The sequence below is a fragment of the Cryobacterium sp. TMS1-13-1 genome, from assembly GCF_004403125.1.
Classification (GTDB): Bacteria; Actinomycetota; Actinomycetes; order Actinomycetales; family Microbacteriaceae; genus Cryobacterium; species Cryobacterium levicorallinum.
This window is the reverse complement of sequence record NZ_SOGX01000009.1, coordinates 22,741-49,182: the sequence shown is the minus strand read 5'-3', so window position 1 is coordinate 49,182 and position 26,442 is coordinate 22,741. Positions and strand designations below refer to the sequence as shown.

At 65.7% G+C, this 26,442-nt stretch carries 25 protein-coding genes, 2 tRNA genes and 1 pseudogene; 17 read left to right on the top strand and 11 right to left on the bottom strand.

Translation table 11 applies throughout. From position 1 onward, the window contains the following. Positions 1–2: 2 nt before the first annotated feature. Positions 3–881 (bottom strand): hypothetical protein, encoded by an 879-nt coding sequence (locus E3T31_RS08440; protein WP_134468345.1) that lies wholly within the window; start codon positions 879–881, stop codon positions 3–5. A 51-nt stretch (positions 882–932) separates the two neighbouring features. Continuing rightward, positions 933–1,421, bottom strand: a complete 489-nt coding sequence (locus E3T31_RS08435; protein ID WP_134468344.1) for a VanZ family protein — start codon at positions 1,419–1,421, stop codon at positions 933–935. 201 nt (positions 1,422–1,622) lie between these two features. On the opposite strand from E3T31_RS08435, the gene E3T31_RS08430 reads away from it, so the two are divergent. Then, complete coding sequence (locus E3T31_RS08430) at positions 1,623–2,630, top strand: hypothetical protein (RefSeq protein WP_134468343.1); 1,008 nt, start codon at positions 1,623–1,625, stop codon at positions 2,628–2,630. 58 nt (positions 2,631–2,688) lie between these two features. On the opposite strand, the gene E3T31_RS08425 is transcribed toward E3T31_RS08430, so the two are convergent. The 3 genes from E3T31_RS08425 to E3T31_RS08415 all read right to left on the bottom strand — a co-directional run bounded on the left by E3T31_RS08425 (position 2,689) and on the right by E3T31_RS08415 (position 6,426). Further along, positions 2,689–2,762, bottom strand: a tRNA-Pro gene (locus E3T31_RS08425). Positions 2,763–2,839: 77 nt separating this feature from the next. Further along, positions 2,840–3,832, bottom strand: coding sequence for a metallophosphoesterase (locus tag E3T31_RS08420; RefSeq protein WP_134468342.1), 993 nt, complete (start codon positions 3,830–3,832; stop codon positions 2,840–2,842). Continuing rightward, positions 3,829–6,426, bottom strand: a complete 2,598-nt coding sequence (locus tag E3T31_RS08415; RefSeq protein ID WP_241977769.1) for a transglycosylase domain-containing protein — start codon at positions 6,424–6,426, stop codon at positions 3,829–3,831. The genes E3T31_RS08420 and E3T31_RS08415 overlap by 4 nt, the downstream gene beginning before the upstream one ends. Before the next feature lie 71 nt (positions 6,427–6,497). Between E3T31_RS08415 and E3T31_RS08410 the strand changes: the two genes are divergently transcribed. Beyond that, positions 6,498–6,665, top strand: a complete 168-nt coding sequence (locus tag E3T31_RS08410) for a DUF4177 domain-containing protein (protein ID WP_134441105.1) — start codon at positions 6,498–6,500, stop codon at positions 6,663–6,665. A 2-nt stretch (positions 6,666–6,667) separates the two neighbouring features. Continuing rightward, positions 6,668–7,138, top strand: a complete 471-nt coding sequence (locus E3T31_RS08405) for a RidA family protein (protein ID WP_134468340.1) — start codon at positions 6,668–6,670, stop codon at positions 7,136–7,138. 215 nt (positions 7,139–7,353) lie between these two features. On the opposite strand, the gene acs is transcribed toward E3T31_RS08405, so the two are convergent. After that, on the bottom strand, positions 7,354–9,330 hold the full coding sequence (gene acs, locus E3T31_RS08400) for an acetate--CoA ligase (protein WP_134468339.1): 1,977 nt from the start codon (positions 9,328–9,330) through the stop codon (positions 7,354–7,356). A gap of 502 nt (positions 9,331–9,832) precedes the next feature. On the opposite strand from acs, the gene E3T31_RS08395 reads away from it, so the two are divergent. From E3T31_RS08395 to E3T31_RS08375, 5 genes are all read left to right on the top strand, one after another. Next, complete coding sequence (locus E3T31_RS08395; protein ID WP_134468338.1) at positions 9,833–11,014, top strand: TadA family conjugal transfer-associated ATPase; 1,182 nt, start codon at positions 9,833–9,835, stop codon at positions 11,012–11,014. 69 nt (positions 11,015–11,083) lie between these two features. Beyond that, positions 11,084–12,082, top strand: coding sequence for a type II secretion system F family protein (locus E3T31_RS08390; protein ID WP_241977767.1), 999 nt, complete (start codon positions 11,084–11,086; stop codon positions 12,080–12,082). Positions 12,083–12,298: 216 nt separating this feature from the next. Continuing rightward, positions 12,299–12,481, top strand: coding sequence for a DUF4244 domain-containing protein (locus E3T31_RS08385; protein ID WP_134468483.1), 183 nt, complete (start codon positions 12,299–12,301; stop codon positions 12,479–12,481). Positions 12,482–12,527: 46 nt separating this feature from the next. Further along, the gene (locus tag E3T31_RS08380) at positions 12,528–12,863 is read left to right on the top strand and encodes a TadE family type IV pilus minor pilin (RefSeq protein WP_134468336.1); all 336 of its coding nucleotides are present in this window, start codon (positions 12,528–12,530) and stop codon (positions 12,861–12,863) included. Beyond that, positions 12,860–13,273 carry an Rv3654c family TadE-like protein gene (locus E3T31_RS08375; protein WP_134468335.1) on the top strand — a complete coding sequence of 138 codons (414 nt, stop codon included), beginning with the start codon at positions 12,860–12,862 and terminating at the stop codon, positions 13,271–13,273. Before E3T31_RS08380 ends, E3T31_RS08375 begins: the two co-directional genes overlap by 4 nt. On the opposite strand, the gene E3T31_RS08370 is transcribed toward E3T31_RS08375, so the two are convergent. Beyond that, a complete protein-coding gene (locus E3T31_RS08370) occupies positions 13,270–13,503 on the bottom strand; it encodes a hypothetical protein (protein WP_092449748.1) in 234 nt (77 codons plus the stop codon). The genes E3T31_RS08375 and E3T31_RS08370 overlap by 4 nt on opposite strands. A gap of 207 nt (positions 13,504–13,710) precedes the next feature. Here E3T31_RS08370 and topA point away from each other — a divergent pair, with 207 nt between their 5' ends. Genes topA through E3T31_RS08350 form a run of 4 tightly spaced genes read left to right on the top strand, consistent with a single transcriptional unit; the run spans position 13,711 to position 19,514 of the window. Continuing rightward, a complete protein-coding gene (gene topA, locus E3T31_RS08365; RefSeq protein WP_134468334.1) occupies positions 13,711–16,716 on the top strand; it encodes a type I DNA topoisomerase in 3,006 nt (1,001 codons plus the stop codon). After that, complete coding sequence (tmk, locus tag E3T31_RS08360) at positions 16,713–17,330, top strand: dTMP kinase (RefSeq protein ID WP_134468333.1); 618 nt, start codon at positions 16,713–16,715, stop codon at positions 17,328–17,330. Before topA ends, tmk begins: the two co-directional genes overlap by 4 nt. A 55-nt stretch (positions 17,331–17,385) precedes the next feature. Further along, entirely contained in the window at positions 17,386–18,861 is a 1,476-nt protein-coding gene (locus tag E3T31_RS08355) for a cell wall metabolism sensor histidine kinase WalK (RefSeq protein ID WP_166788439.1), read from the top strand. Beyond that, the gene (locus E3T31_RS08350) at positions 18,858–19,514 is read left to right on the top strand and encodes a response regulator transcription factor (RefSeq protein WP_134468331.1); all 657 of its coding nucleotides are present in this window, start codon (positions 18,858–18,860) and stop codon (positions 19,512–19,514) included. The genes E3T31_RS08355 and E3T31_RS08350 overlap by 4 nt, the downstream gene beginning before the upstream one ends. 82 nt (positions 19,515–19,596) lie before the next feature. Here E3T31_RS08350 and E3T31_RS08345 read toward each other — a convergent pair whose 3' ends face one another. The 3 genes from E3T31_RS08345 to E3T31_RS17730 form a co-directional block, all read right to left on the bottom strand. Next, entirely contained in the window at positions 19,597–20,049 is a 453-nt protein-coding gene (locus E3T31_RS08345) for a hypothetical protein (protein ID WP_134468330.1), read from the bottom strand. Positions 20,050–20,180: 131 nt separating this feature from the next. Continuing rightward, positions 20,181–21,395 carry a phosphotransferase family protein gene (locus tag E3T31_RS08340; RefSeq protein ID WP_166788438.1) on the bottom strand — a complete coding sequence of 405 codons (1,215 nt, stop codon included), beginning with the start codon at positions 21,393–21,395 and terminating at the stop codon, positions 20,181–20,183. After that, positions 21,382–21,768 carry a hypothetical protein gene (locus E3T31_RS17730; protein WP_166788437.1) on the bottom strand — a complete coding sequence of 129 codons (387 nt, stop codon included), beginning with the start codon at positions 21,766–21,768 and terminating at the stop codon, positions 21,382–21,384. Before E3T31_RS17730 ends, E3T31_RS08340 begins: the two co-directional genes overlap by 14 nt. Before the next feature lie 186 nt (positions 21,769–21,954). On the opposite strand from E3T31_RS17730, the gene E3T31_RS08330 reads away from it, so the two are divergent. The 4 genes from E3T31_RS08330 (at position 21,955) to E3T31_RS08315 (ending at position 25,616) form a co-directional block, all read left to right on the top strand. Continuing rightward, positions 21,955–23,130 carry a DNA polymerase III subunit delta' gene (locus E3T31_RS08330; protein ID WP_092449764.1) on the top strand — a complete coding sequence of 392 codons (1,176 nt, stop codon included), beginning with the start codon at positions 21,955–21,957 and terminating at the stop codon, positions 23,128–23,130. 150 nt (positions 23,131–23,280) lie between these two features. Continuing rightward, positions 23,281–24,816, top strand: coding sequence for an alpha/beta hydrolase (locus tag E3T31_RS08325; RefSeq protein ID WP_134468328.1), 1,536 nt, complete (start codon positions 23,281–23,283; stop codon positions 24,814–24,816). 39 nt (positions 24,817–24,855) lie between these two features. After that, positions 24,856–25,494, top strand: a complete 639-nt coding sequence (locus E3T31_RS08320; RefSeq protein ID WP_134468327.1) for a TetR/AcrR family transcriptional regulator — start codon at positions 24,856–24,858, stop codon at positions 25,492–25,494. A gap of 46 nt (positions 25,495–25,540) precedes the next feature. Beyond that, positions 25,541–25,616 (top strand) — tRNA-Thr (locus E3T31_RS08315). A 132-nt stretch (positions 25,617–25,748) separates the two neighbouring features. On the opposite strand, the gene E3T31_RS08310 is transcribed toward E3T31_RS08315, so the two are convergent. Next, complete coding sequence (locus tag E3T31_RS08310; protein ID WP_166788436.1) at positions 25,749–26,036, bottom strand: integrase core domain-containing protein; 288 nt, start codon at positions 26,034–26,036, stop codon at positions 25,749–25,751. A gap of 82 nt (positions 26,037–26,118) precedes the next feature. On the opposite strand from E3T31_RS08310, the pseudogene E3T31_RS08305 reads away from it, so the two are divergent. Beyond that, positions 26,119–26,430: pseudogene (locus E3T31_RS08305) on the top strand (integrase core domain-containing protein); the annotation flags it as partial. Positions 26,431–26,442 lie beyond the last annotated feature (12 nt).

The following is a 26,442-nucleotide window of genomic DNA, read 5'->3' as shown; positions in this document are numbered from 1 at the left end:
TGCTAGATGGACCACTGCGCGAAGGTTTTGATCATGTCGGTGTGGGCGAACCCGGGGGTGTCGTGCGCGAGCGTGTGGTACATCACCTCGGCGGCAATGGCGACGGGCGCGATTTTATTGATTAGGGCGAGGCCGTTCCTGCTCGGAATGACGACATTGTCGGGGTGAGCGTCGTCGGAGACGAGTACCTTGACCCGGCTGTTTGTCCACGGGGTGGCGCTGATCCGGGCCGGGTTGGTGCCCTTGATCAGGGTGAGGTCGTTGTTGTACGCATCGCCGACGTGGGCCTGGTTCTTGGTGTCGTAGGCGTACAGCCATTCGTTGTCGTAGAGTCCGTTGACCATGTACAGGCCGCGAATGTACGGAATGAGCTTCTTGCCGTAGGTGTAGCAGGCCAGGGATCCGCCAAACGAGGTCGCGCGCAAGAAGTTGCGGCGCACGGTGTACAGCGCGTTCAGGTAGGTCCACGCATTCTTCTGCGCGTTGGTGGCGACGGAGTTGGTGTACTGGGTACCGCCGGCATTGATGCAGATGGCGATGGCGTTCTGGTCGACCACGAGTTCGCCGGGGTACTTGAAGCCGCCGTTGAGCGCGTTGTGCGAACTCGAGGCTGCGTGGTAGAACCAGACGGCTCCGATCGAGGCCGTCGAATTGCGCGACACGGTCTGGGGAATGAACAGGCGGGCGCGGTCGCCGCCGATGTCCACTTCAATATTGTCGTAGAGCTTTTTTCCCTTTTGGGTGAGCACATTGGAGAGGCGGGATACCTCCCCTGGCAGCATCGGGGCGGTCGCGGCCAAGGCTCCGGGTGCGCCCAGCGCACTGAAACCCAGCGTTGCAGCGCCAGCGGACGATAATGTGAGAAACTCTCGACGATCCATTCTGCCGAAGATAGCAGAGAGACTCTCTGAGGTCCAACTCGAATTTCGGGATCAGGTTGTTTGTGCCACCGCGGTCGGCGGATGGGCCGGGCCGAGAGCCACCCGCAGCACGACGGCAGCGATCAGGGTTCCAAGCAGGGCGCCGAGACTGTTGGCGATCACGTCGTTGACGGTGGCAAATCGTTCCGGCAGAAAGACGAGCTGGCCGAGCTCGATGGTGCAGCTGATCAGCGTGCCGATCAGCGTGCCGATAAGTGTTTCGATCCAGTAGCGCCTGGTGCCGGCGAGTAGCACGGCGAGCAGGCCGACCGGAACGAACAAAGCGATATTGGCGCTGAATTCAATGCTCTGGTAGTTGAGCCAGGCCGGTACCCCGTGCGCGCGAAGCCACAGCACGACCGATGAAATCGACCCGTGCAAGCCGCGGTCCACCGGGGTCGGCCAGAACGCGATCAAGGCCAGTGCAGCGAGGTAGGCGAGTGCCAGCCACCCCGCGGCGCGGCGCAACATGGTGTGCCGACGTCGTCGGTTTGCGGTCATGACACCTCCTGGTTGCCGGCCCGTTTGAGCCGGCAGGCCGACTAGTCACTATGCCCTACATTTCAGGCCGTGAACGCCCGGTCTAGTCCGGTTGGGGCCTGTGGAAGTCGGCGAAGTGGATATTTAATGGCAGCCCACCGCGCACCTCCCGTTGCGCTGCTGTCCCGTTCCGCAAGCCGACCCTCCCGAAAGGGGACTGTTGTGGTCAGAGCCAGGCGTGTTCCGCCGCACCGACTGGTGCTCATCACGCTCACGGCCGGCCTCGCCGCCTTCGGGCTGTCAACCCCCGTCGTCGTCGGCTCCGAGCCGGTCGACGCACCCTCATCGCCTGCCGCGCCGCTGCAGACCGAATACACCTACAACGCCGCCGTCGAGACCTTCACGGCCGACCGCGCGCAGGCCGTTCGCCGTATCGACTCCGCCCGCGCCGATATTGCTGCCGCCGAGCTGGCCTGGCAGGCGAGTTCGGCTACCATCGGCGAGAGCGCGGCGCGCACCGAACTCCGTCGGCAGGTCGACGGCGGGCTGAGCCGGGTGGACCATGCTGTTCGTGAGTTGGATCGGGCGAATACGACGAGCGATTTCTCCCTAGCCAGCGCCGAGCATTTCATCTCCCGGCCCGACCTGGCGACGCAGACGGCGGTGCTGGCGGGCATCCGCTTTGATCAGGCGACCGACCTGGCCGACCTGCAGCGATCATTGACCGCGTCGGAGCGGGTCGTGGCGGAGGCGGTTGCGGCCTGGCACGTGGAACAGGCGCGGTTGGCGGTCGAAGAAGCCGCTCGAGTCGAGGCGGCGCGGGCGGCCGTCGAACAAGCCGCCCGGTCGGCGGCGGCCCAGGGGCCGGGAGTTGGCCGGCCGGCCGGTGCGACGACCTCCGTTTCCTTCTCCAAGTTGGTGTGGACGGCGGGTTGGCAGAGCGAGATCGATGCCTGCCAGGGCGCGGTCGATATCGGCGCGCACTACGGGGTACCGGTCATTGCCGAGCACTGGTCGTGCGGTGGATCACGGTTTCCGCGGGAAGGCAGCACAATCACCCTGGGCGGGGCTGCCGGCGGCATCTACCGCGTGGGGTCGGTCGCCGCCGTGCTGAACGTGGCCACCGACACAGCGGACGACGTGCCGCGCGGGTTCGACCTGCTCTACCAAACCTGCATCAACGGCTCCAGTGCAACGATGTCATTCACCGAGCTGACCCGCATCGGCTAATACAAAACCCCCACTCCGCTGGAGTGGGGGTTTTGTGTGCCGTGCTGATTTTCTACTGTCGGGGTAACAGGATTTGAACCTGCGACCTCGTCGTCCCGAACGACGCGCGCTACCAAGCTGCGCCATACCCCGATGGCCCTTGGGCCTAGATCAGTATAGGCGCTCCGAGGCCGTCCTGACGAATTGAGCGAGCAGGTAGGCGGTAGGCCTTATCCAGCGCAAAGGGTCAGCAGGGTTGCCTCGGGCGGGCAAGCGAATCGAACTGGAGCGTAGATCGACGTGCCGAGGCCGGCCGAGACATTCAGAAAGGCGGTGCGCAGTCCGTGGTTCCAGGTGCTCAGGCCCTTCACCTGGCGGCGGGGAATGTCACAGTTGGTTACCAGCGCGCCGAGTCCGGGCACGCAGACCTGCCCGCCGTGGGTGTGCCCGGCCAGAATCAGCTGGGCGCCGTGATTCACGAACGAGTTCAACACCCGCTGGTACGGCGCGTGGGCGACGCCGATGGTCAGCGTGGAGCGCGGAGCCGCGGCCTCCTCCGGATCGGGCCAGACGTCGTCACCGAGGGGATCGTTCGCCCGCAGGTCATCGATCGCGCGGGTGATCAGGTCGAGCCGGTCGCGCCCGATGTGCGGGTCGTCGACGCCGAAGAACTCTACGTGCGTGCCGTTCAGGTCGAGCGATTCGGCGGCATTGTTGATGTCGGTCCAGCCGAGATCGGCGAACACCCGGCGGAGCGCGTCGGTATCGAGCTCCTCGCGCCGCACGGTGCGGCGGCTGGACGGGCCGCCGAAGTAGGCGAGAGGGTTCTTCAACTGCGGCCCGACATAGTCATTGGACCCGTTGACGAACACGCCGGGAATGCCGGCAAACGGAGCGAGAGCGTACTCGATGCCGGTCACGCCGTCTTCATGCCCGAGGTTGTCGCCGGTGTCGACGACGAGGTCGGGCTTCAACGCGGCGAGGCTGCGTACCCACTCCTGCTTGTTTTTCTGCCACGGGGCCATGTGCAGGTCGGAGAGGTGCAGCACCCGAATGGGCGCCGACCCCGGTGCGAGCACCGGAACGCTCACCTGACGCAGCGTGAACCGGGTGCGCTCGACTAGTGCCCCCCAGGCGAAGGCGGCGAGGCCGACCGCGCCAGCAGCGACGAGGGACGTGCCGACGAGACGGCCACCACCGCCGAGGCCACGAGCCGCGGTCATTCGTTCTTCTTGTCGGTGCTGGCGTCCGCATTAGGGGCCGTAAATTTTCCGATGACAATCGTCACGGCGTCGCCGGGGCGACTGGCCGTTCCTTCGCCGGGCTGCACGGCGACAACCTTGCCGTCCTGGGCCTTGTCCGTCGTGGCCTGTTCGAGCTTGGCCACCGTGAAACCGTAGGGAGCGGCGGTGAGTGTGCTGCGGGCATCCGCTTCACTCTTGCCGATGACGGCCGGAATGGTGACGCCGGTGCCATCACTCGAGTAGGCGGTGATGCTCGCGCCGCGGGTGGAGGAGGATCCGCCGGCCGGGTCGGTGTTGGCCACGGTGCCGGCCGGCATCTCGGAGCTCGTCACGCCGCCGTCAACGAACAGGAAGCCGGAGGCTTCGATGGCGGATTTGGCGTCGGACATCGACTTGCCGCGCACGTCGGGTACCGGAACAGACACCGCGTTGATCACGCTGGACGAGGCCTCGGGGAATTCGCCTTCGCCGTACCGTTCGTTGGCCTTGGACATGACGATCGGCCAGATGCGGTGGCGAGCCTCGGCGGTATACATGCCGTTCAGGTAGGCGTTTCTGGACCGCTGACTCTTCCAGTTGGACCCACCCACATTGACCACGCCGACGACGGTGGCCACCTTGGTGGTGGCACCGCTCATCCAAGTGTCCTTGGACCCGTCTGTGGTTCCGGTCTTACCGATCATGGGCAGGCTGTGAGTCGTTTTGTTGTTGGACTGTACGGCCGTTCCACGGGTCATGACCGTTTTCATGGCGTACTGCATGCCGGCAGCGACCGAGGGTTCAACCGACTGCTGGCAGGTGGACTTGGGGATCGGCAGCTCGGTGCCATCGGACCCGATGATCTTGGTGATGGCGATTTCACTGCAGGTCATGCCGTTGTTGGCGATGCCGGCAAAGGCCACCGCCATGGTCAGCGGGGCGATCTCGTTGGTGCCGATCACGGAAGCGGCACCCTGGTCGAGGTCCGCGCGGTCGGCCCGGTGCACACCAAAGGCTTCGGCGGTCGTGCGGATGCCGCAGAGGTCGAGCTTCTTGGCCATGCCGATGAAGCCCGTGTTAATCGAGCCGGTGGTGGACTGCAGGGCCGAGTAGTTGGTGCCGCCCTCGTTGGAGTCGTTGCGCGGGTTGAAAGGCGGCGAGTCGTTGTCGTAGTTCCGCACGCCGAGGCAGCTGTCCTGAAAGTTTCCCCAGTTGGACTTGCGGCGGGAATCGACACGCTCGGTGAGTGCGTGGCCTTCCTTGAGCCACTCGGCCAGGGTGAACACCTTGTAGGTAGAACCGGGCTGGAACCCGCCGGAGCCGCCGTAGGCGAAGTCGGTGTTGTAGTTTACGCTGGTGTAGTTGGCGCCGGTGGCCTGCACGGCCGGGTCCTGGCTGTAGTCCTTGTTCTGGGTCATGACCAGGACGTTGCCCGTGCCGACCTGCACGCTGGACACCACGCCGCCAACGTTCCAGTCATCGACGACCTTGGGAATGTTCGCGTTGAGGGCGGCGACGGCGGTGGCCTGAAGGTCGAGGTCCAGCGTCGTATAGACATTGAACCCGCCCTGGCTGAAGTTGTCGAGGCGTTCCTCTGCGGTCGCGCCAAAGGTCTCATTGTTCTTGAGCACCTTGGTCACGTAGTCGCAGAAGAAGGCGTTGTCGCCGGCGGTCTGGCAGCCGGTGCTGGGCACGGTGATGATGGGCTCGATCGGCGCGGCGACCGCGGCGTCGTAGTCGGCCTGGGCGATCTTGTCGTACTTGAGCATCTCGTTGAGAATGTAGTCGCGACGAAACTTATTGTCGGCGTAGCCGTTTGCCGCACCATTGGTTTCGCTGTCGGGGCGGTCGAGCTGAAACTTGACCGGGTTATTCACGATCGCCACCAGACTGGCCGCCTGCGGCAGGGTGAGCAGTGCCGCGGTGGTGTTGAAATAGTAGTTGGCAGCGGCTTCGATGCCGTAGACCGATCCGCCATACCCGGCAATGTTCAGATAGCCGCGAAGAATGTCTTCTTTTTCGTACTTCTTCTCGATGCCGATGGCCAAACGCATTTCGCGCAGCTTGCGGTCAGCGGTCGGCTTGGTGGCATCGGAATAGCAGGCGTCGGCCTCGTCGGCGTCGGTCATCACCTCGCACTTTTGAATGAGCACGTTCTTCACGTACTGCTGCGTGATCGAGGAACCACCGCGAGTGTCCCCGCCGGCCAGGGTCTGCACGGCACCGTTGAAGCTGGACTGAATGTCGACGCCGCCGTGCTCCATGAAGCGCGGGTCTTCACCGGCGATGGCGGCATCCTTGGCGAACTGGCTGATCGCGTCGGAGGCCACATCGACCCGGTTCTGCTCGTAGAACGAGGCGAGGAGTACGCGGGTGCCCACCGGGTCCGCGGCGTCGGTCGACGCGTAGATGTTGCTCTTCTGGGTGAGCCGATCGATGGAGAGGTACTCGGGCAGGCTGTCGAACACGTTGATCGTGTTCGTGGCGGCCATGCCGGACAGGGCAACGGCTGGGGCGACGGCGGCGGTCACGAGAATACCGGCGACGGCACTCATCCCGACGAGACCCAGGAGACCCCCCAGAGCCCCGCTCACGGTTCGATTTTTGGCAGACATAGACTTGAGCGTAAGCGACAAATCTGAAAGCCCGCCTCAATAGGAGTCACATGCCCGCCTGGGAATACCTCACAACGCCGTTGATGATCCACAACACGGCCGCCATTCTGAACAACTGGGGCTCTGACGGGTGGGAACTCGTGCAGGTCGTACCCGGTCCAGAAGGTGGCCTCGTTGCCTACCTGAAACGCCCCCTCGCCGCCAAGGAAGGGGCATAGTCGTGTCGAAGATCGAAGCACGCCTGGCCGAACTGGGCCTTGAACTGCCCAGCGTCGTGCCGCCGGTCGCCGCCTACGTGCCCGCCGTGATCAGCAACGGTTTCGTCTACACCGCCGGCCAGCTGCCGATGGTTTCTGGCGCGCTGCCCGCTGCCGGCAAGGTCGGCGACGGCCACGGCCTGATCTCAGCCGCTGATGCTCAGGAGTATGCCCGCACGTGCGCGCTCAACGGCCTCGCCGCCATCAAGAGCGTGATCGGTTCGCTTGACCGCATCACCCAGGTGGTCAAGGTCACCGGCTTCGTCGCCTCCGATCCCGCGTTCACCGGCCAGCCGGCCGTGGTCAACGGTGCCTCGAACGTTCTGGTCGAGATCTTCGGCGACATCGGGCGTCACGCCCGCTCCGCCGTGGGTGTTGCGGTGCTGCCGCTCGATGCTCCGGTCGAGATCGAGTTCGTCGTCGCCTTCGCATAAGTACGTGTCCGGCGCGCCGGCGCATCCGCTTTCGAAACGGATGCCCGGCCCGCGGTGGCGAATTCAGGAAAAATGCGACGGCGGCGTCCAGCGCGGCCCGCATTCAGGGGGTGCCGGCACAGGGCTGACCCGGTTTTCCTGAATTAGCCACCGCAAAGAACTGAGGCCGCTCCCTGGTGGGGCGGCCTCAGTGGTTGAACGCGAGTTTGGCGCGGCTACTTCTTCTTCATCTGCGAGGTGATGGTGTTCATAACCATCGTGTCGGCGAGGGTCGTGACATCACCGACGTCGCGCCCCTCGGCCGCGTCGCGCAGCAGACGGCGCATGATCTTGCCGGAGCGGGTTTTCGGCAGCTCGTCGACGATGTATATGTCGCGCGGGCGGGCGATGGCACCGATCTGCTGGGCGACGTGCTTGCGCAGAATGCCGACGATGTCTTCGTGCGAGGCGATTTCGGCCTGACTGAACTTGATCACCACGAACGCGACGACGGCCTGACCGGTCGTTTCGTCGGCGGCGCCGACCACGGCCGCTTCAGCGGTGAGCGAGTGCGCCACGAGCGAGGACTCGATCTCGGCGGTCGACAGGCGGTGCCCCGAGACGTTCATCACGTCGTCGACGCGCCCGAGCAGCCAGATGTCACCGTCGTGGTCGAGGCGGGCACCATCGCCGGCGAAGTACAGCGGGCCGTCCTTCGCGCCGGTGGTTCCCTCGAACTTGTCCCAGTAGGTCTCCTTGAAACGCTCCGGGTCGCCCCAGATGCCGCGGAGCATGGCGGGCCAGGGCTGGGTGACCACGAGGAGTCCGCCGTTGCCGTGGCCAACGTGCAGGCCGTCTTCGTCGAGCACGTCGATGGTGATGCCCGGAACCGGAACCTGGGCCGCGCCCGGCTTCGTCTCGGTGAGACCCGCGAGGGCCGAGACCATGATCGATCCGGTCTCGGTCTGCCACCAGGTGTCAACGATGGGCGTGATGTTGCTGCCGATGACCTCGCGGTACCACATCCAGGCTTCGGGGTTGATGGGCTCACCGACCGAGCCGAGCACACGCAGGCTCGACAGGTCGAACTTCTGTGGAATCTGGCGGCCGAGCTTCATGAAGGTACGGATGGCCGTGGGCGCTGTATACAGAATCGAGACCTTGTACTTCTCGATAATTTCCCACCAGCGACCGGTGTGCGGAGAATCGGGTGTGCCTTCGTACAGCACCTGGGTGGCGCCGTTGGCGAGGGGGCCGTAGACGACGTAGCTGTGTCCGGTGATCCAGCCGACGTCGGCGGTGCACCAGTAAACATCCGTTTCGGGCTTGAGATCGAACACATTCTGGTGGGTGAACGCGTTCTGCGTGAGGTAGCCGCCGCTGGTATGCAGGATGCCCTTGGGGGCGCCGGTCGTACCCGATGTATACAGAATGAACAGCGGATTCTCGGCCGGGAAGGCCTCAGCCTCATGCTCGGGGGAGGCGGTCTCCATGGCATCGGACCACCAGATGTCGCGGTCGTTCCACTGCACGTCCTGGCCGGTGCGCTTGACCACGAGAGCGTTCTTCACCGAGGAGTCGTTGGTCTGGAGGGCAGCGTCGACGGCCGGCTTCAGGGCGCTGATCTTGCCCTTGCGGTAGCCGCCGTCGGCCGTGATGACGAGCACGGCGTTGGCATCGTCGATGCGCGAGCGCAGGCTTTCGGCACTGAAACCACCGAAGATGACCGAGTGCACGGCGCCGATGCGGGCCACGGCAAGCATCGAAATCACCGCCTCCGGAATCATCGGGAGGTAGATGGCCACGCGTTCGCCGGCCTTGACGCCGAGGCCGAGCAGCACGTTGGCGGCCTTTTTGACCTCGATGGTGAGCTCGGCGTAGGTGTAGCTGCGGGAATCGCCGGGCTCGCCCTCGAAATAGAGGGCGACGCGGTCGCCGTTACCGGCGAGAACGTGACGGTCCAGGCAGTTGTACGCGACGTTGAGTTCACCGTCTTCAAACCACTTGGCAAACGGCGGGTTGGACCAGTCGAGGGACTTGGTGAACGGCTTGTGCCAGTGCAGCAGATTACGGGCCTGATCAGCCCAAAATGCGGCCGGGTCCTTCTGCGCTTCGGTGTACAGTTCCGGGGTAGCTGCGGCTTCCGCTGCAAACTCAGGAGTGGGTGGGAATCGGCGCGATTCGTGGAGGAGGGTATCGATGTTGACCGTCATATTTGTAATTCGCTCCTTTGCGGTACGTGCATGCCGGACATTGCCAGCTCAACTGAACCCTAGCGGTTCCGGGCTGATCTCTGTATACAGAGCGACTTTTTGAGCAACAGGAACCCAGAAATTAGATTCGAAATGGCAATTCTGTACGCCCCCAAGCGAGTGTCCTCTCTTTGAAGGACATTGGACTTGCAATTTGTCTCGGGCCGCGTAAACTGAAACACGTCTGGACGAAAGTTCTGACCAGCAAGACGTATGGTTCCCCCCAATCTGCGTGTTGCTAGGCGGCACCTGTTCCCCCCAATAGGTGCCGCCCCTTCTACTTAAATGCGCAGGCCGTCAGGCGCGGGTCGCTTGCGTGGCAGCTCATTTCAGGGCAGGTCGGGCGCGCCAGGCGCGCTGCGTGGGGCTGGTGCCGATCCTCCCCAGACGCGACCAGCAGCCGTTTCTTACCGATCCCGGCGGCGGCCTGCCGGCGCGCTCGGACCCGCTCTACGGTCGGAGCATGGTCCAGCCCTTCGTCGCCGTTCCGTCTTACGCCGTTCCGGGTGTCGCCGGTTCGTCTTGCGCCGGCGCGGTTGCGGCGTCGCCTGCGAATCCGAGCACCGCGGCGGGCACTCGACCGCTCGCTGCGCCGCAGCGAGCGCCGACTCCCCGGCATCGCACGGTGCCCACGGATGCCGCAGGTACCGTGCCGCAGGACAGCGCCGAACCGGCTTACAGCCCGACTCGCCCCGGGACCGACCGTTCCGACCTTCGGGCGCTCGGCCCGCTGGCCGGCTACGCCGAAGACCCCGAGACCACCGACCTGTTCGTCAACGGGGAATCCGGGCTGTGGATTGATGCCGGCCACGGCCTCGCCTTCGCACCGGCCTGGCAGCTCGGTGAGGCGGAGGTACGTGCTCTGGCCGTGCGGCTGATCGCCCTCGGCGGGCGACACATCGACGAGGCCAGTCCCTGCGTTGACGTTCGGCTGGCCGACGGCATTCGGGTGCACGCGGTACTGCCTCCGGTCTCCAGCACGGGAACGCTCCTGTCGATTCGGCTTCCGCACGCCGCGCATCGCAGCCTCGGTGCGCTCGCGGACGCCGGTTTGTTCGGCGTGGGCGAGGCATCCGCTGCCCGGCTGAACCGACTGCGTGCGGCGGTGCGCGGTCGGCAGAACCTGCTCATCACCGGCGCGGCCGGCAGCGGAAAGACCACCCTGCTGGCCGCGCTGCTCGGCGAGGCACCGGCCGACGAGCGCATCGTCGCGATCGAAGACGTGGCCGAGCTACGCATCCTGCATCCGCACGTGGTCGCGCTTGAGGCCAGGCAAGCCAACTTGGAGGGCGCCGGACGTATCGGCCTCGAGGCACTGCTGCGTGAAGCTCTGCGCATGCGGCCGGATCGGCTCGTTCTGGGCGAGTGCCGCGGATCCGAGATTCGGGAGCTGCTCGCGGCGCTGAACACCGGGCACGATGGGGGAGCTGGCACCCTGCACGCGAATTCCCTCGACGACGTACCGGCCCGCCTGGAAGCCCTCGGGGCGCTCGCCGGCATGAGTGCGGCGGCCGTAGCCCGCCAAACGGTGAGCGCGATCGGGCTCGTGTTGCACCTGGAACGTACCGAGGGGGTGCGGCGGCTGGAGGCGGTCGGCCGGTTCACGCTCAATGGTCGGGACCGCCTGGCGATCGAGGCCCTGTGATGCGGCCGTGGGCAGCGATCGCGTGGTGCGATGTGCCTCTGCACACGGTCGCGAGGGGAGGATCCGCTCTTGCGGCACGGTGAATCGGTGCCGCCGATCGAGGAGGTCGCGGCGGTCACCCAACGGCTGGCCGTGCTGCTCTCGGCCGGCGTTTCTCCGGTCTCGGCCTGGGGCTATTTGTTACCAACCTCGGGCGGCCTGCCGGCGGCAACGATTCGTACCGTGCCACGCGCCGGATCGCCCGCGGCGGGCGGCGCGGAGACTGCGACCACGGGCATTCTGCGGGCTGCCGCTCGGGCTGCGGCCCGTGGCGACAGCGTGGCTGATGCGATCGCCGGGCAGGCACGCGGCGAGACCGAATCCGCCTGGCGGGGACTCGCTGCAGCCTGGCAGGTCGCCACCCAGGCCGGGGCACCACTGGCCGGTTGCCTGCGGGAACTCGCCGCGTCACTGCGTGACCTGGCGCAGGTGCAGCGCGACCTCGAGGTCGCGCTGGCCGCCCCGCGCGCGACGGCACGATTGGTCATGGTGCTGCCGGTGATCGGCATCCTCTTTGGCAGCCTGATGGGCTTCGACTCGGTGCACACGCTGTTCGCGACCGCGCCCGGGCTGCTCTGCCTGGCCGGCGGCGGTGTGCTCATGGCCGCCGCTGCGGGTTGGAGCCGCGCGCTGGTACGCCGAGCGGCGCCGACCGAGCTGACTCCCGGTTTGCGACTCGAACTCATGGCCATTGCCATGTCCGGAGGCGGGTCGATCGATCGTTCCCGGGCGTTCGTGCACGCTGCGGCTGAGCGCTATGCGATCGGGTCTGGAGCGGAGTCGGGGGATGATCCAATCGAGCGGGTGCTTGACCTGTCGACCCGGGCGGGGGTTCCCGCAGCGGAATTGTTGCGCAGCGAAGCCGAACAAGTGCGACGGGATGCACGAAGTGCGGGACAGCGTCGAGCCGGGACCCTCTCGGTGACGCTCATGCTGCCGCTCGGCCTGTGCGTTCTGCCCGCGTTCATGCTCGTCGGCGTCGTGCCGCTGCTGATCAGCGTGCTCTCCTCCACCCTCGCCACGTTCTAAGGCTGTGCACAGATCAGCGGATGCGTGCGGCCGCCACTTCCAGATGGGAGCAGAGTGAATGTGCTCGTGCCGCCCAACCCGCGTCGACAGACGCCAGAAGGAGACGAGCCTGTGTATACAAAGATCGGGGTAGTGGAAAAAGCGGCGCCTGTCGCGGTGGTGTCTGCCGACGTGGTGCTGGCCGAAACCGGGCCGGAGGAATCAGCGGCTAACACTGTGCCGCCTGCGCGAAGTGCCCTGCGACGGCTGACCGACGAGGCCGGAGCTGCCACCGCCGAATACGTGGTCGCCACAATGGCCGCGGTTGGCTTCGCCGGATTGCTCATCGTCATTCTGCGCAGCGACGAGGTGCGTGGGATGCTCACCGACCTGGTGCGCCGTGCACTCAGCGTCGGGTAGTCGAGGGCGCGCGCATCGGAGGCAGGCCTGGGCGAGCCGGTCAAGGATGAGCGGTCAGGCGAATCGGGGCAGCATCACGGCCGAGTTCGCCACCGCGCTGCCGGCCGTTGTGCTCGTGCTGGCCTGCTGCCTGGGCGCAGTGCAGGTCGTCGGGGTGCAGGTGCGGCTGACGGATGCCTCCGCCACTGCGGCGCGGGTCCTGTCCCGCGGCGACAGTGTGGCCCGCGCAGCGGCGCTCGTCGCCGGTGCAGTGTCGGGAGCCGGCCTGGCGGCGGAACGACGCGGCGAATTCGTCTGCGCCCGAGTCACCGCGACCGGCTCTGGTCTGTTCGCGGAGCTCACCCTCGAAGCGCGTTCCTGCGCCCTCGCCGGTGGCCAGTGAGCGCGGGCGGGCGGCGGGGCGGGTCCGAGCGGGGGGCAGGCTCGATCCTCGCGATCGCGGTGCTCGGTGCCACCGTGCTGCTGACGGCCCTCGTTGTGTCCACCCTCGCGCTGCTCGCGGTCGGCCGGTCCGTCGCGAATGCCGCTGACGCGGCCGCGCTCGCTGCGGCCGACACCGCATCCGGGGCAATCGCGGGCTACCCCTGCCTAGCGGCGGATGCCGTCGCGGCACTCAACGAGGTGGCCGTAACCCGCTGCGCGGTGACCGGGCTGCTCGCATCCGTTTCGGTGAGTCGCACGGTTCTGGGCATCGAGCTCTCGGCGAGCGCACGGGCCGGGCCGCCGCCGGAGTCTGCACTGCCGGAGGCTGCACCGCCTGAAACTCAGCCGCCCGAAGGCGACCCCACCTAAGAGAGCAGAACCTCGAGGTACCGGTACTCGACCGCCGTAGGACGACCGGAGTCGGAGCCCTCGAACTCCCGGCCGGCACCACGCGCATAGAGATATCGTTTGCCAGCGTCGGCCGGAATCTCAATGCGCGGTTGCGGATCGCCCGAATCGAGGAAGGTCGTCGTGATTGTCTTGCCCTGGAGGGGGCCATCCGTCAACATCGCGGTGTATGTGGCCGTCATTGTACCCATGGGTCTATTCTGCACTCTGGCTTACAAACGGCAAGGGTATCGAGCCGACACGCGGCACGCCCAGAGCGAACTGGATGGTCGCTGGGAGTGGCGTGTATGCCGGCGGGACGCGCCGACCGGCACCCGTCGATTAGGCGGGCACTCCATTCCAGTGTGTATGGTGTGCCTTGGCCCATCATTTGGCCACTACCTATAAAGAGGAGTCTGGTGCCAGGCACTAAGAAGCTGGTCATTGTTGAATCACCGACCAAGATGAAGTCGATCGCCGCGTATCTCGGCGACGGCTACGAAGTTTTGTCTTCGGTCGGTCACATTCGCGATCTGATCGAGCCGAAAAACCTGCCGCCTGAGCTCAAGAAGGGGGCCCTCGGCCGATTCTCGGTCGATGTGGAGAACGGTTTCGAACCGTACTACGTGGTCTCCGACGCCAAAAAGAAGACCGTCAGCGAACTCAAGCGTGCCCTCAAGAATGCGAACGAACTCTTGCTCGCAACTGATGAGGACCGCGAAGGCGAGGCCATTGCCTGGCACCTGCTGCAGGTGCTGCAGCCCAAGGTTCCGGTCAAGCGCATGGTGTTCCACGAGATCACCAAGGACGCCATCCTCGCCGCCAAAGACAACACCCGCGACCTCGATACCGCCCTCGTCGACGCGCAGGAAACCCGCCGTATCCTCGACCGCATTTACGGCTACGAGATCTCCCCGGTGCTCTGGCGCAAGGTCGGCCCGGGCCTCTCCGCTGGCCGTGTGCAGAGCGCCGCGACCCGACTCGTCGTCGACCGGGAGAAGGAGCGCCTCGCGTTCGTCTCGGCCGGCTACTGGGATCTGCTGGCGCGACTGGCGGCATCCGCTTCAGAAACAGACCAGGCCTTTGACGCGAAGCTCGTGCGTCTGAACGGTGAGCGCATCGCCACCGGTGGCGATTTCGACGATTCGGGTGCGCTCAAGCCGACCGTGAAGGCCGTCACCCTCGACGCGTCCGCTGCTCAGGCACTGACGATCGCTCTGAAGAGCCCGGGCGTCAAGCTCGCGGTCACCAAGGTCACTTCCAAGCCGTACCGTCGCAGCCCCGCCGCACCATTCACGACCTCGACCCTGCAGCAGGAAGCTGCGCGAAAGCTGCGCTTCACCGCCCGGCAGACCATGAGCGTCGCGCAGTCGCTGTACGAAAACGGGTACATCACCTATATGCGTACCGACTCGCCGTCGCTCGGGCAGCAGGCTCTCACCGCTGCCCGCACCCAGGCGGCCGCGCTCTACGGCGCTGAAACGGTTCCGGATACCCCGCGCGCCTACAAGGGCAAGAGCAAGAATGCGCAGGAAGCGCACGAGGCAATTCGCCCCTCCGGCGACACCTTTCGCACCCCGACCTCGCTCGCGTCGAGCCTGCGTGGCAACGACTTCAAGCTCTATGACCTCATCTGGAAGCGCACCGTCGCCTCGCAGATGAAGGACGCCACCGGTTTGACCGCCTCGGTGACCATCGCCGCCGGCCCGACCGGCACTTCGGAGCACCCCGCCGCCTCGGGCGCGCTCGCCGAGTTCTCGGCCAGCGGAACCGTCATCACCTTCCGCGGCTTCATGCTCGCCTACGAAGAGTCCAAGGACGAAGAGCGCAACGCGTCGACGGATGCGACCGAGTCCAAGCTGCCGCCACTCGAAGAGGGCCAGACCCTGGCGCTGCTCGACCTTGAGGCCAAGGGTCACGAGACCACCCCGGCCGCCCGCTACACCGAGGCCAGCCTGGTCAAGAAGCTCGAAGAGCTCGGCATTGGCCGGCCGTCGACCTTCGCCTCGATCATCTCCACCATCACCGAGCGTGGCTACGTCACGCCGCGCGGCCAGTCGCTCGTTCCCAATTGGATCGCGTTCTCGGTCGTGCGCCTGCTAGAAGAATTCTTCGGCGACCTGGTCGAATACGACTTCACCGCCGAGATGGAGGACGACCTCGACCGCATCGCCGGCGGCGAAGCCAACCGCCTGGACTGGCTCACGAGCTTCTACTTCGGCAGCGATAAGCACCGCGGCCTCCGCCAGGTCATCGACAACCTCGGCGAGATCGACCCGCGCGTGATTAACTCGGTCGCCATCAGTGACGACATCACCCTGCGCATCGGCAAGTATGGCCCCTACCTCGAGGTCATCGACCCCGACGCTGCAGCGGATGCCCCGCCCCGTCGGGTGAACATTCCGCCGGAACTCGCTCCCGACGAATTGACCGCGGCGAAGGCCCGCGAACTCATCGACGCCCCGGTCGTCACCGACCGTGTGATCGGACTCAACCCGGAGAACGGCAAAGAGATCGTCGCCAAGGACGGCCGCTTTGGCCCGTATGTCACCGAGCTTGCGCCAGCTCCGGCCGAGCCGGTTGTTCCGGTCGTCGTGGCTGTTCCCGTGGAAACGATCGACCCCGCCACCGGCGAGGTCACGGTGACTAAGCCGAAGCGCAAGCCGGCCGTCAAGAAGGTGGCAGCTGCTGACAAGCCGCGCACAGCATCCATTTTCAAATCGATGGATCTGGCCACCGTCGACCTGGAAACCGCGCTGCGCCTGCTCGCCCTGCCGCGCATGGTGGGGCTCGACCCGGAGACCGGCACCGAGATTCTGGCCCAGAACGGCAAGTTCGGGCCGTACCTGAAGAAGGGCATCGACACCCGGTCGCTCACGAGCGAAGACCAGATCTTCGACATCGACCTGCCCGGTGCGATCGAGCTCTACGCCCAGCCGAAGTATGGCGCCCGCCGTGCCTCGAGCGCCCTGAAGGAATTCGAAGCGCCCGACCCCGAAAGCGGTAAGGCGATCAAGATCAAGGACGGCCGGTTCGGCGCGTATGTGACCGACGGGGTCACCAACGCGACGATTCCCAAATCGGAGGACATCGAGGAGATCGACTTCGAGCGGGCCGTGCAGCTGCTCGCTGACAAGCGGGCCAAGGGTCCGGCGGCTCCCCGCAAGAAGGCGCCGGCCAAGAAGGCCGCCGTCAAGAAGCCGGCCGTGAAGAAGGCGCCGACGGCAGCAGCGAAGGCTGCCACCGCCAAGAAGGCTGCTGCGACCCGTGCCGCGAACGCGGCGGCGAAAGCAGCGTTGGCCGGCACACCAGTGGCTCCGGTCAAGAAGGCCGCGGTCAAGAAGCCCGCCGCCAGGAAAGCGCCAGTGAAGAAGTCGGCCAGCTCGGCCGCTGACGCGGCCTCGACCACCACGATTGCGCCGTGACCGGCCTCTTCATCACCCTGGAAGGCGGCGATGGATCAGGCAAGACCACGCAGGCGCTCCTGCTCACCAACTGGCTTGAGGAGCGGGGGCGCACCGTCGTGCGCACCCGCGAGCCCGGCGGAACGGATGTCGGGGTCGCGATTCGCGAGATCGTGCTGCACCACCGCGGCGAGGTGGATCCGCGCGCCGAAGCCCTGCTCTACGCCGCAGACCGGGCCCAGCACGTCGGTACGAAGCTGCGGCCGGCGCTCGCCCGCGGCGATGTCATCGTGCAGGACCGCTACCTCGACTCCTCGGTCGCCTACCAGGGAGCGGGCCGGGTGCTCGGCGCCACCGAGGTGCGGGACCTGTCGCTCTGGGCCGCCGAGGGGCTTCTGCCTGATCTGACCGTGCTGCTCGACCTCGACTCGCGCGCCGCCCGGGCCCGCCTCGACGCCGACGACAAGGTCTTCGACCGGCTCGAGGCCGAGAAGAACGACTTTCACGCCCGCGTGCGCGCCGCTTTTCTCGAGCTGGCCGCCGCCGAGCCCGCCCGGTTTCTGGTAGTGGATGCTGCGGCCCCCGCCGCCGAGGTCGCCGCCATCATCCGAGCTCGAGTTTCCACCCTCCTCTAGCGTTCGGGGCCCCGAACGTGGGCGGGGTGGCAACTCTCTGAGGGATACTGAAGCTATGACCTCGACTGCCTCGTCCGCTGTGCGATCCGGCTGGTCGGTGCGGGTGCGCATCCTCGCCGCCATTCTGGTCGTCGCCGGCCTCGGCCTGGCCGTCGCGGGCGGCACGGCCTACCTCGTGCAACGCGACCGCGCCCTGCGTGACATCGACGCTCGCCTCGCGACGAGCGTCGAGAGCGTGCGCTTCATCGTCACCGGCGTGCCGACCACCAACCTCAACGTGGTCGAGGCATTGCCGGAGGCGTCCGGCGCGAGCTACCCGTCCACCCGGGAGGCGTTGCAAGCGGTCATGGCCCGACTCGTTCCGAGCCCCAACGAGAGCACCCTCGGAATCATCGACGGCGTCCCGGCGCTGATCCCCGGCACCGAGTTGTCTTTCCACCTGGAGGATGATGCCGGGTTCATCCTGCGCATTCTCGATGAAGTGGCCGGTGTCAATGTCGTGCGCGGCACTGCCGTCTCCGAACTCGGCAACCTGCGGTATATCGCCGCGCCGGTGACGGTGGAGGGTAGCGGGGAAGCGGGAATCTTCGTCACCGCTTTTGATCTGGACGCCGAGCTCGGTGAGTTGACGAGCGCTTTTCGCATCTATGCGGCCGTCGCGGCTGCGGCGCTCGTGGCGGTCGGGCTGGTCGGCTGGTTCGTCGCCGGCCGCCTGTTGCGACCGGTGCGCCAGCTGCAGGCCGCCGCGTCGCGGATCACCGCAACCGACCTGCACGAGCGCATCCCGGTGATCGGCCATGACGACATCTCCGAGCTCACCGGAACGGTCAATGACATGCTTGAGCGTCTTGACGAGTCGCTGACCGCGCAGCGACAGCTGCTCGAGGATGTGCGCCACGAGCTCAAGACTCCGATCACCATCGTGCGCGGCCATCTTGAGCTGCTCGATCCGCGCAATCCCGACGATGTCGCATCCGCTCGGGAAATTGCCCTTGACGAACTCGACCGGATGACCGGACTCATCGACGACATCGAGTCGCTCGCCAACGCCCAGCGCGGCAATCTGCAGCGGGTACCAACGGATGCCGGCGACCTCACCGAGCAGTTTTACCTCAAGGTCAGTGCGCTGCCCGGCCATGTCTGGATCCTGGCCGAGCGCGCGCACGTTGTCGTGCCGGTCGATCCGGCCCGGCTCACCCAGGCGTTCCTGCAGCTGGCGAACAATGCCGCCAAACACTCAGCTTCCGGCACGACCATCGAGATAGGCAGCACCGAACACGCGGAAGCGGTGGAATTCTGGATCCGCGACAGCGGCCCCGGCATTCCGACGGAGGCCAAGGCCCGCATTTTTGAACGGTTCGGCCGTGTCGATTCCGGGCGTGGTGTCGAAGGTTCCGGCCTCGGGCTGCCGATCGTCGACGCTATCGCGCGGGCGCACGGCGGCTATGTCGACCTGGTGACGTCGCCCGACGGATCCCGGTTCGGCATACTGGTGCCGCGCCGCGCCGTTGATGTGGTGGCCGCGACATGACCAGCATTCTCATCGCGGAGGACGAGGCTCGAATCGCTCTGTTCGTGAGCAAGGGCCTGAGGGCCGCCGGCTATTCCTCGACCGTGGTCGATGACGGGCTCGACGCCGTGAGCTACGCCCAGTCCGGCACCTTCGACCTGCTGCTGCTTGACGTTGGACTGCCGAGCATAGATGGCTTCGAGGTGATGAAACGGATCAGGGCCGAACGGCTGCCGCTGCCGATCATCATGTTGACCGCTCGGTCCACGACCAGCGACATGGTCGCCGGCCTCGATGGTGGTGCCGATGACTATCTCGCGAAACCGTTCAAATTTGATGAGCTGCTGGCGCGCATCCGCTTAAGACTGCGAGATGCCGAGCAGAGCTCGCCGACGAGGCTGGCCTATGGGGAGCTCGCCCTCGACCTGCGCACCCGCCGTGCAGCGGTGGGGGAGCGCACCGTGGAACTGTCGGCCCGGGAGTTTGCCCTCGCTGAAGAGTTTCTGCGGCACCCCGACCAGGTACTCAGTCGTGAGCAGCTGTTGAGCCGGGTATGGGGTTACGACTTCGATCCAGGTTCCAACGTCGTTGACGTGTACGTGCGATATCTTCGGGCGAAGTTCGGGCCGGAACGCATTGAGACGGTGCGCGGCATGGGATATCGGCTCAAGTAGTCCCGCTCGGGGAAGCAGAAAGCCCGGGTGTGGGCCCGGGCTTTCTCCTGCTCGTTGTTCGACCTGAGCCGCGACGCTCTGCTTAGTCGACGGATGCGGGGCTCTGCACCGATGCCGGGCTGGCCGGCGAGGCGGCAGACACCGGGCTCGCGACGGACGGTGCGGAGACCGGGGTCACGACCGAGACGGCTGAAACCACCGAAACGGCTGAGACCGCCGACGCGACACTTACGGTGCTTGACGTGCTCGAGCTGCTCGACGAGTCGTCGCTTGAGTTGTCGGATGAGTTGGAGGAGTCATCGCTCGAGAAAGACACCGAGTCGTCGAATGTCGAGACACTCGCCGTGCTGAACGGAATCGCCGTGCTCGTCGAGATGGAGCTCACCGGCTGCACACCGATCGAGCTCCCCGAACGGTCCTCAATCTCGAAGGCGTTCGCTGCGGTCACGGCACCGCCAGCGAGAAGTCCGATGCCGAGTGCGGATCCGGCGCCCATAGCAATCCAACGCTTCTTGGCTGTCATCTTGGGGTTCATGGTGTCTCCTTGTAGTTGGCGGGTCGAGCCTGCGCTCGTCTGCTGTTACTTCAAGATTCCTGCCCCAGTATGAGAAGCCTCGGAGCCCGGCGTGAGAGGACTCTCATACTGGCCGAAGGCATCCGCTGGTCTCAGGCTGAGGCGGGGGCGACGACGAGTTCGGTGGCCGCGCCGAGCAATGTCGCGCTGTGTGCGCCCGGGGTCAACACGTGCCCGAGCAGGTGGGTTGCCGAGATGTACCGCGCCCGGTTGAGAAACTGCTCGCCGCGGCGAGGCCACCGGCTGCGTGCGCGGGCAGCCAGGACGCGGCAGCCTTCGGCGGCTTCGGGATTGGAGTGGTCGTCGTGGTGCAGGGCGCTCACGACCAGGTGCGCGTAGAGCGCAGCGGCATCGTCGGCCGGGTCGCCGAGCCCGGCCGTGTCGATGTCGAGCACGCCGGAGATACGTGGGGAGTCGAGCGTGTCGGGGTCCAGAAAGATCTGCCCCAAGTGCAGGTCGCCGTGCACGGTGACGGGGGCGGCGGGAATCGCGGCCGCGCGCATCCGTTCTATGGCAGCGCCGAGGGCGGTGATCCTGGGCGATTCGGCCGGCAGCAGAGAACCCGCCCGCTGCACGTACCAGGGCAGGCGCGTTGACAGCGATGCTCGTGCCGGTCCGGAACTTTCGATCAGGCCGATTTCTGTTGTGAGCCGATCGAGCTCGTCGAGGAAAGGTTCGGGCGAGAATTGCGCGACCACCTGGCTCGCTTCGACACCGTGAACGGACTCCAGGGCGATGAATCCGTCGGCGCTCCAGCCGCGGCTGCGTGGTACCGGAACGCCGGCGGCTTCCCAGAACACGTGGCGGGCATGAAGCGGCCCTGCGGCGGCCGGGCGAACGACTTTGAGATACACCGTGAACTCGGGTGCGACCATACGCACGACGGCGCGTTTTCCTGGCCGATAGGCCGCGATGGTGACGACGAGGCTGCTCGCGTGCAGGCCGAGCCGGGCGAGCAGGACCTGGGCGGCGTCCGGGTAGACCGCCGCGGCCAGGGCCGGCAGCTCGGGATCGTTCGGGTACAGCCAGGCGGCCACGGTTTCGCCGGTTTGCTCGTCACGGAAGGCGAGCACGCCGGGCCGGTCACGTTTGGTCGGATTCGATTCGAGGTAGACGGTGTGGGACTCGGTCGTCTGGGTGCCGGGATCCAGCTCGATCATGTACCCGGCGGTGAAGCCGCGAGCGGTCGTTTCGATGCTGAACCGGTGCAGCCGTACCAGGGTCATTCCGAGCGACTCTGCGACGGCCTCGAGAATCTCCGGCGCCTGTTCCAGCGGACGCGACCCGCCGGGTTTAGTTGTCGTCAACGTCAACGTCAACGTCGTCGTCAACGTCGTCAACGTCGTCAACGTCGTCGTCGTCTACGTTGTCTACTACGTCAATTTCGTCAACGTCATCGTCGATGGTCTGTGATCCGGCCGGGGGAACAGCGACGGGCGGGGCGACCGGAACATCAGCGGTGGCGGTCGAAGTGGGCGTGGGCGTCGGTGCGATTTTGCGCGTGGTATCCGCATCGGTCGTGCTCGAGTCTGAGTCGGTGCTCACGGGATCGATTCGCTGAACCAGCCCGGGCTGGTCGGTGATAGTGAGAGTGGACGTCATCGCGACGGCACCCGCCGATCCGGCGCCGAGGGCGGCCACAATCGCGGCACCGAGGGCGACCTTCCAGAAAGTCTGCATTGTTCCAGTCTGGGGCCTCGACGAAGGTTCTCACGCAGAGCAGCATGAGAGGGTTCTCATCTTGAGTCGGTCGTGACCTCGTGGCTTCCGCAACCGGGCCCATGATCTACCAGTGGCCCACCTTCCGGGCCCGGGCCCGAGCGCGCGCACGCGGGCGGTGTCGGTGGGGCGGGTTACCCTTGACTCATGGCAGTGTGGGACAACCTAACGGGACAGGCCGACGCAATCGCCATCTTCCGGGCGGCGGCGCAGCGGGTGCCCTCCGCCAGTGACAGCAGCAGCTCCGCCGAGTCCAACTCGATGACGCACGCCTGGCTCATCACCGGGCCACCCGGGTCAGGCCGCTCGAACCTCGCGTTCGCCTTCGCCGCAGCCCTGCTCAGCCCGGGCACCCCCGCCGAAGACCTCGCCGCGGCCCGTCAGGTCGAGGCCCGCACCCATCCAGACCTCAGCGTGCTCGCCACCGAGGGCGTAATCATTAAAATGGAATCCGTCAAGGAAGCCGTTGCCCGCTCGCAGTACTCGCCCTCGGTCGGCCGCTACCGCGTCGTCGTGGTCGAAGACGCTGACCGCATGGTCGAGCGCACCTCCAACGTGCTGCTGAAAGCCCTCGAAGAGCCGCCCGAACGCACCGTGTGGATTCTGTGCGCGCCCAGCGAGGCCGACCTGCTCCCCACCATCCGCTCACGCGTACGCACCGTGCGCCTGCGCATGCCGAGCGTCGCCGACGTGGCCGACCTGCTGGTGCGCCGCAACGGTGTCGACCCGGTCATCGCCGAACTCAGCGCCCGCCTGGCCCAGAGCCACATCGGCATGGCCAAGCGGCTCGCCACCAATGCCGACGCCCGGGCCAGACGCGAGGAAACCCTGCGCACGGCCCTCGGCATCCGTTCGGTGTCGTCGGCCGTCAACGCTGCCGCGCGGCTGCTTGCCATCGCCGGCGACGACGCCAAGGCCATCACCCTCGAGCTGGATGCCGCCGAGCGCGACGGCATGCTGCGCTCGCTCGGGGTCGAGGCCGGCCAGTCGGTGCCGCCGGGGCTGCGCAGCCAGATCAAGGCCCTCGAAGACGACCAGAAGCGTCGGGCCGTTCGCAGCCTGCGCGACGGCATCGACCGCATCCTGGTCGACCTCGCCTCCCTCTACCGTGACGTGATGATGGTGCAGCTGGGCCGGGACCAAGCGGTGATCAATCTCGAGCTGCTCGCCGAACTGCGCACCGCGAGTGCGGCCAGCGCTCCAGCGGCCACCGTCGCCACCATGGACGCGATCGCCGTGGCCCGCCAGCGTATCCAGGGCAACGTCGCGCCCGCGCTCGCGCTCGAGGCGATGCTGGTGTCGGCGATCCGTCGTCCCCAGTGACATCGAAACCAGTGACATCGAAACCAGTGACGTCGAAACCAGTGACACAGTGACGTCGAAACCAGTGACACAGCGACGTCGACAACAGCGACTCCCAGCCGCTTTCGGTAGCGTGAGCCGCAGCATCCGCTTCAGGAAAGAGGAAATCCGTTGAACCGCAGTATCCGCGCACTGAGCGCCACGGCCGCCGCACTGGCGCTCACGCTTATTTTGAGCGGATGCTCCGCCTGGTTTGCGGCGGATGCCGCCCCGGCCGAGTCCACGCCTACCGGCGAACAGGTTGACAGCGACCTCGCCCCGTTCTACAGCCAGGTGCTGCAGTGGGACGGCTGCGGCGACGGCCTGCAGTGTGCAGAGGCGTCCGCCCCGCTCTCCTATGGCGATCCGGCCGCCGGGGAGATCTCGCTCGCCCTCGTGCGCCACGTGGCCACCGGGAACGATCGCATCGGTTCCCTGCTGGTGAACCCCGGCGGACCCGGCGGTTCCGGCTACGATTTTGTCGCGGATTCCCTCGACTACGCCACCGACAAAAAACTGCAGGCGAGCTTCGACATCGTCGGATTCGACCCGCGCGGGGTGGGCCGTTCCTCGGCGGTGTCCTGCTACGACTCCGCCGAGATGGACGAGTACCTGTATGGGCTGACCGAGGCGAAACGCGGCACGGATGCCTGGATCGCCGAGCTTGCCGCGTCGTCCGACGCCTTCGCAGCGGCCTGCGCCGACGAGACCGGGCCGCTGCTCGGCACCGTCGACACACAGAGCGCCGCCCGTGACCTCGATCTGCTGCGCGCCGCCCTCGGCGACACGGAGCTCAATTTTCTCGGCTACTCCTACGGCACCTTTCTCGGCGCCACCTATGCCGAGCTCTTTCCCGAGAAGGTCGGGCGCTTCGTGCTCGACGGGGCCGTCGACCCGTCCACGAGCAACTTCGAGGTCACCAAAACGCAGGCGGTGGGCTTTGAAAATGCGCTGCGCGCCTACCTCGCCGACTGTGTGACGGGGGAGGACTGCCCGTTCCGGGGCAGTGTTGACAACGCTCTGACGACAATCGGGGCGCTCATGGCGTCGGTTGACGCGAGCCCGATCACGGCAACGGATGGCCGTCAGCTCGGCGCGAGCGCGCTGCTCACGGCGATCATCTATCCGCTTTATCAGGCGACGGCGTGGCCGCAGCTCAGCGTAATGTTCGATACCGTCATGCACGGCAGCGCCGACGGCGCCTTTCAGTTCGCCGACGCCTACAACGGCCGGGATGCCGACGGTAACTATTCCGACAACTCGACCGAGTCATTCATGGCCATCAACTGCATCGACTACGCCTACAACGCCGACCCGGCGTCGATGCGCGCCCAGGCCGCCGAACTCGCCGAAGCTGCCCCGGTGATCGGCCCGTACATGAGCTTCGGCGACATCGGGTGCGCCAACTGGCCATACACGTTCACCGGCGAACGCGACGAGATCCACGCGGCGGGCGCGGCGCCGATTCTGGTCGTCGGCACCACCAACGACCCGGCGACCCCTTACGTTTGGGCGCAGCAGCTGGCCGAGCAGCTCGACAGCGGCACCCTGGTGACCTACACCGGTGAAGGTCACACCGCCTACAACAAGTCGAATTCCTGCGTGAATGACGCGGTCGACTCCTATCTCGTCGACGGAATCGTGCCGGCCGTCGACCCGCAGTGCTAACCAATCAAGGGCGTTCGAGCGCTGTGGAACAATTGGGGCATGTCGATCGAAACGGAACAGCCGGGCCTGCGTGAGCGCAAGCGCCTCGCTACTCGGCGAGCCATCCAACACGCCGTGCTGACCCTGTCCCGCGAGCGCGGCATTGAGCACGTCACGGTCGAGGACATCAGCCGCCTCGCCAATGTCTCGCCGCGCACCTTTTTCAACTATTTCCCTTCGAAAGACGCCGCCCTGATTGGGGACGCGCCCGGAATGGCATCCGCTGAAGATATAGAAATCTTTGTCGAGAGTGGCCCGGACAGCGACGTGCTCGCCGATCTGGCCCTGCTGCTCGCCAAGAGTCTGCAGCGCACCGAGGCCGACCGGGAGATTCACCAGCTGCGCCGCACGGTTATGAAGGAGAACTCCTACCTGTTCGGTATGCGCATGGCGACCCTGCGCGACTTCGAGGACCAGCTGCAGCAGATTATCGAGCGCCGTTTCAGAGCGGATGCCCCGGAGCGAGTCGAGGACCCGGCCGAGCGGAATCAGCGGGCCCTGTTGTTCACGCTCGTAGCCGTCGCGGCGATCCGTCATGCCTGGCGGGTCTGGGCGGAGGGCGACGATGTGGCCCCGCTTTCGGAGTGCGTGAACGCCTCATTCGCCGAGGTGTACAGAATCACTCGTAGAAACGACTAGGCTTGGCTGCTGTGTCACCGACTGCCTTTCGAGGCGATCTGGTAACGCCGCCTTAGCTCAGTTGGTAGAGCATCTCACTCGTAATGAGAAGGTCGTCAGTTCGATTCTGACAGGCGGCTCCACTAAAACCCCTGGTCAGAGTTTTTTTCAAAACCGCCTTAACGGTATGTTTCGCCGAATTTGCCCACAATTTGTCCACATTTGTTTTAATTGCACGGTTATTGAGGGCGTCTGCAACTGAACCGTGCAGGTTTTCATGCCGCCGTTTTGTTGGAGGCTTCGATATTTATCGGGCCGTTCGTTTCAGCGTAGTAGTTGCTTTCATATTCCTCGGGCGGCATGTTCCCGAGGGAGCTGTGGAGGCGCCGATTGTTGTACCAATCGATCCAGTCGAAGGTGAGTTCTTCGACGTCGGCGAGGGTCTTCAGCGGGCCCGTGTGGAAGGGGGAGTTCTTCGCGACGGCCTCGTTCCTGTAGAGCCCCATGACGGTCTCTGCGGCCGCGTTATCGTACGCGTCTCCGACCGTCCCGATCGAGGCCACGAGTCCCTCAAGAACGACGGTTTCTGTGAATTTGACGGACGTATACTGTGATCCCGCATCGGAGTTAAGACGAATTCGGCTTAACTCCGACCGTGGCACGCAATATACGTCGGGCCTGTTCCAAAAGTGGTGCGCCGCGAACCAGGTCACGCAGTCGATGGGAGCCGTCGGTCTGTGTTGGGACAACGCGGTGGCGGAAAGTTTCTTCTCGCACATGAAGACCGAAATGTATTACCAGCACGAGTTCGAGAACCACCTCGCCGCGAGGACCGCCGTGATGGAATATATCGAATCTTGGTACAACCGGCGGCGTCCTCATTCACACAACGGAGGGCTCCAACCCGCGGTAGCGTTGGCCGCTCACCGCGACGCCCGCCAAACGGCTGCAGCGTAGAAGGAAAATCAA

Bases quoted from the DNA above. Each gene is read 5' to 3' on its own strand.
- E3T31_RS08440 (WP_134468345.1), bottom strand. From the start codon at position 881: ATGGATCGTCGAGAGTTTCTCACATTATCGTCCGCTGGCGCTGCAACG.
- E3T31_RS08435 (WP_134468344.1), bottom strand. From the start codon at position 1,421: ATGACCGCAAACCGACGACGTCGGCACACCATGTTGCGCCGCGCCGCG.
- E3T31_RS08420 (WP_134468342.1), bottom strand. From the start codon at position 3,832: ATGACCGCGGCTCGTGGCCTCGGCGGTGGTGGCCGTCTCGTCGGCACG.
- E3T31_RS08410 (WP_134441105.1), top strand. From the start codon at position 6,498: ATGCCCGCCTGGGAATACCTCACAACGCCGTTGATGATCCACAACACG.
- acs (WP_134468339.1), bottom strand. From the start codon at position 9,330: ATGACGGTCAACATCGATACCCTCCTCCACGAATCGCGCCGATTCCCA.
- E3T31_RS08395 (WP_134468338.1), top strand. From the start codon at position 9,833: ATGGTCCAGCCCTTCGTCGCCGTTCCGTCTTACGCCGTTCCGGGTGTC.
- E3T31_RS08380 (WP_134468336.1), top strand. From the start codon at position 12,528: ATGAGCGGTCAGGCGAATCGGGGCAGCATCACGGCCGAGTTCGCCACC.
- E3T31_RS08370 (WP_092449748.1), bottom strand. From the start codon at position 13,503: ATGGGTACAATGACGGCCACATACACCGCGATGTTGACGGATGGCCCC.
- E3T31_RS08355 (WP_166788439.1), top strand. From the start codon at position 17,386: ATGACCTCGACTGCCTCGTCCGCTGTGCGATCCGGCTGGTCGGTGCGG.
- E3T31_RS08350 (WP_134468331.1), top strand. From the start codon at position 18,858: ATGACCAGCATTCTCATCGCGGAGGACGAGGCTCGAATCGCTCTGTTC.
- E3T31_RS08345 (WP_134468330.1), bottom strand. From the start codon at position 20,049: ATGAACCCCAAGATGACAGCCAAGAAGCGTTGGATTGCTATGGGCGCC.
- E3T31_RS17730 (WP_166788437.1), bottom strand. From the start codon at position 21,768: ATGCAGACTTTCTGGAAGGTCGCCCTCGGTGCCGCGATTGTGGCCGCC.
- E3T31_RS08330 (WP_092449764.1), top strand. From the start codon at position 21,955: ATGGCAGTGTGGGACAACCTAACGGGACAGGCCGACGCAATCGCCATC.
- E3T31_RS08320 (WP_134468327.1), top strand. From the start codon at position 24,856: ATGTCGATCGAAACGGAACAGCCGGGCCTGCGTGAGCGCAAGCGCCTC.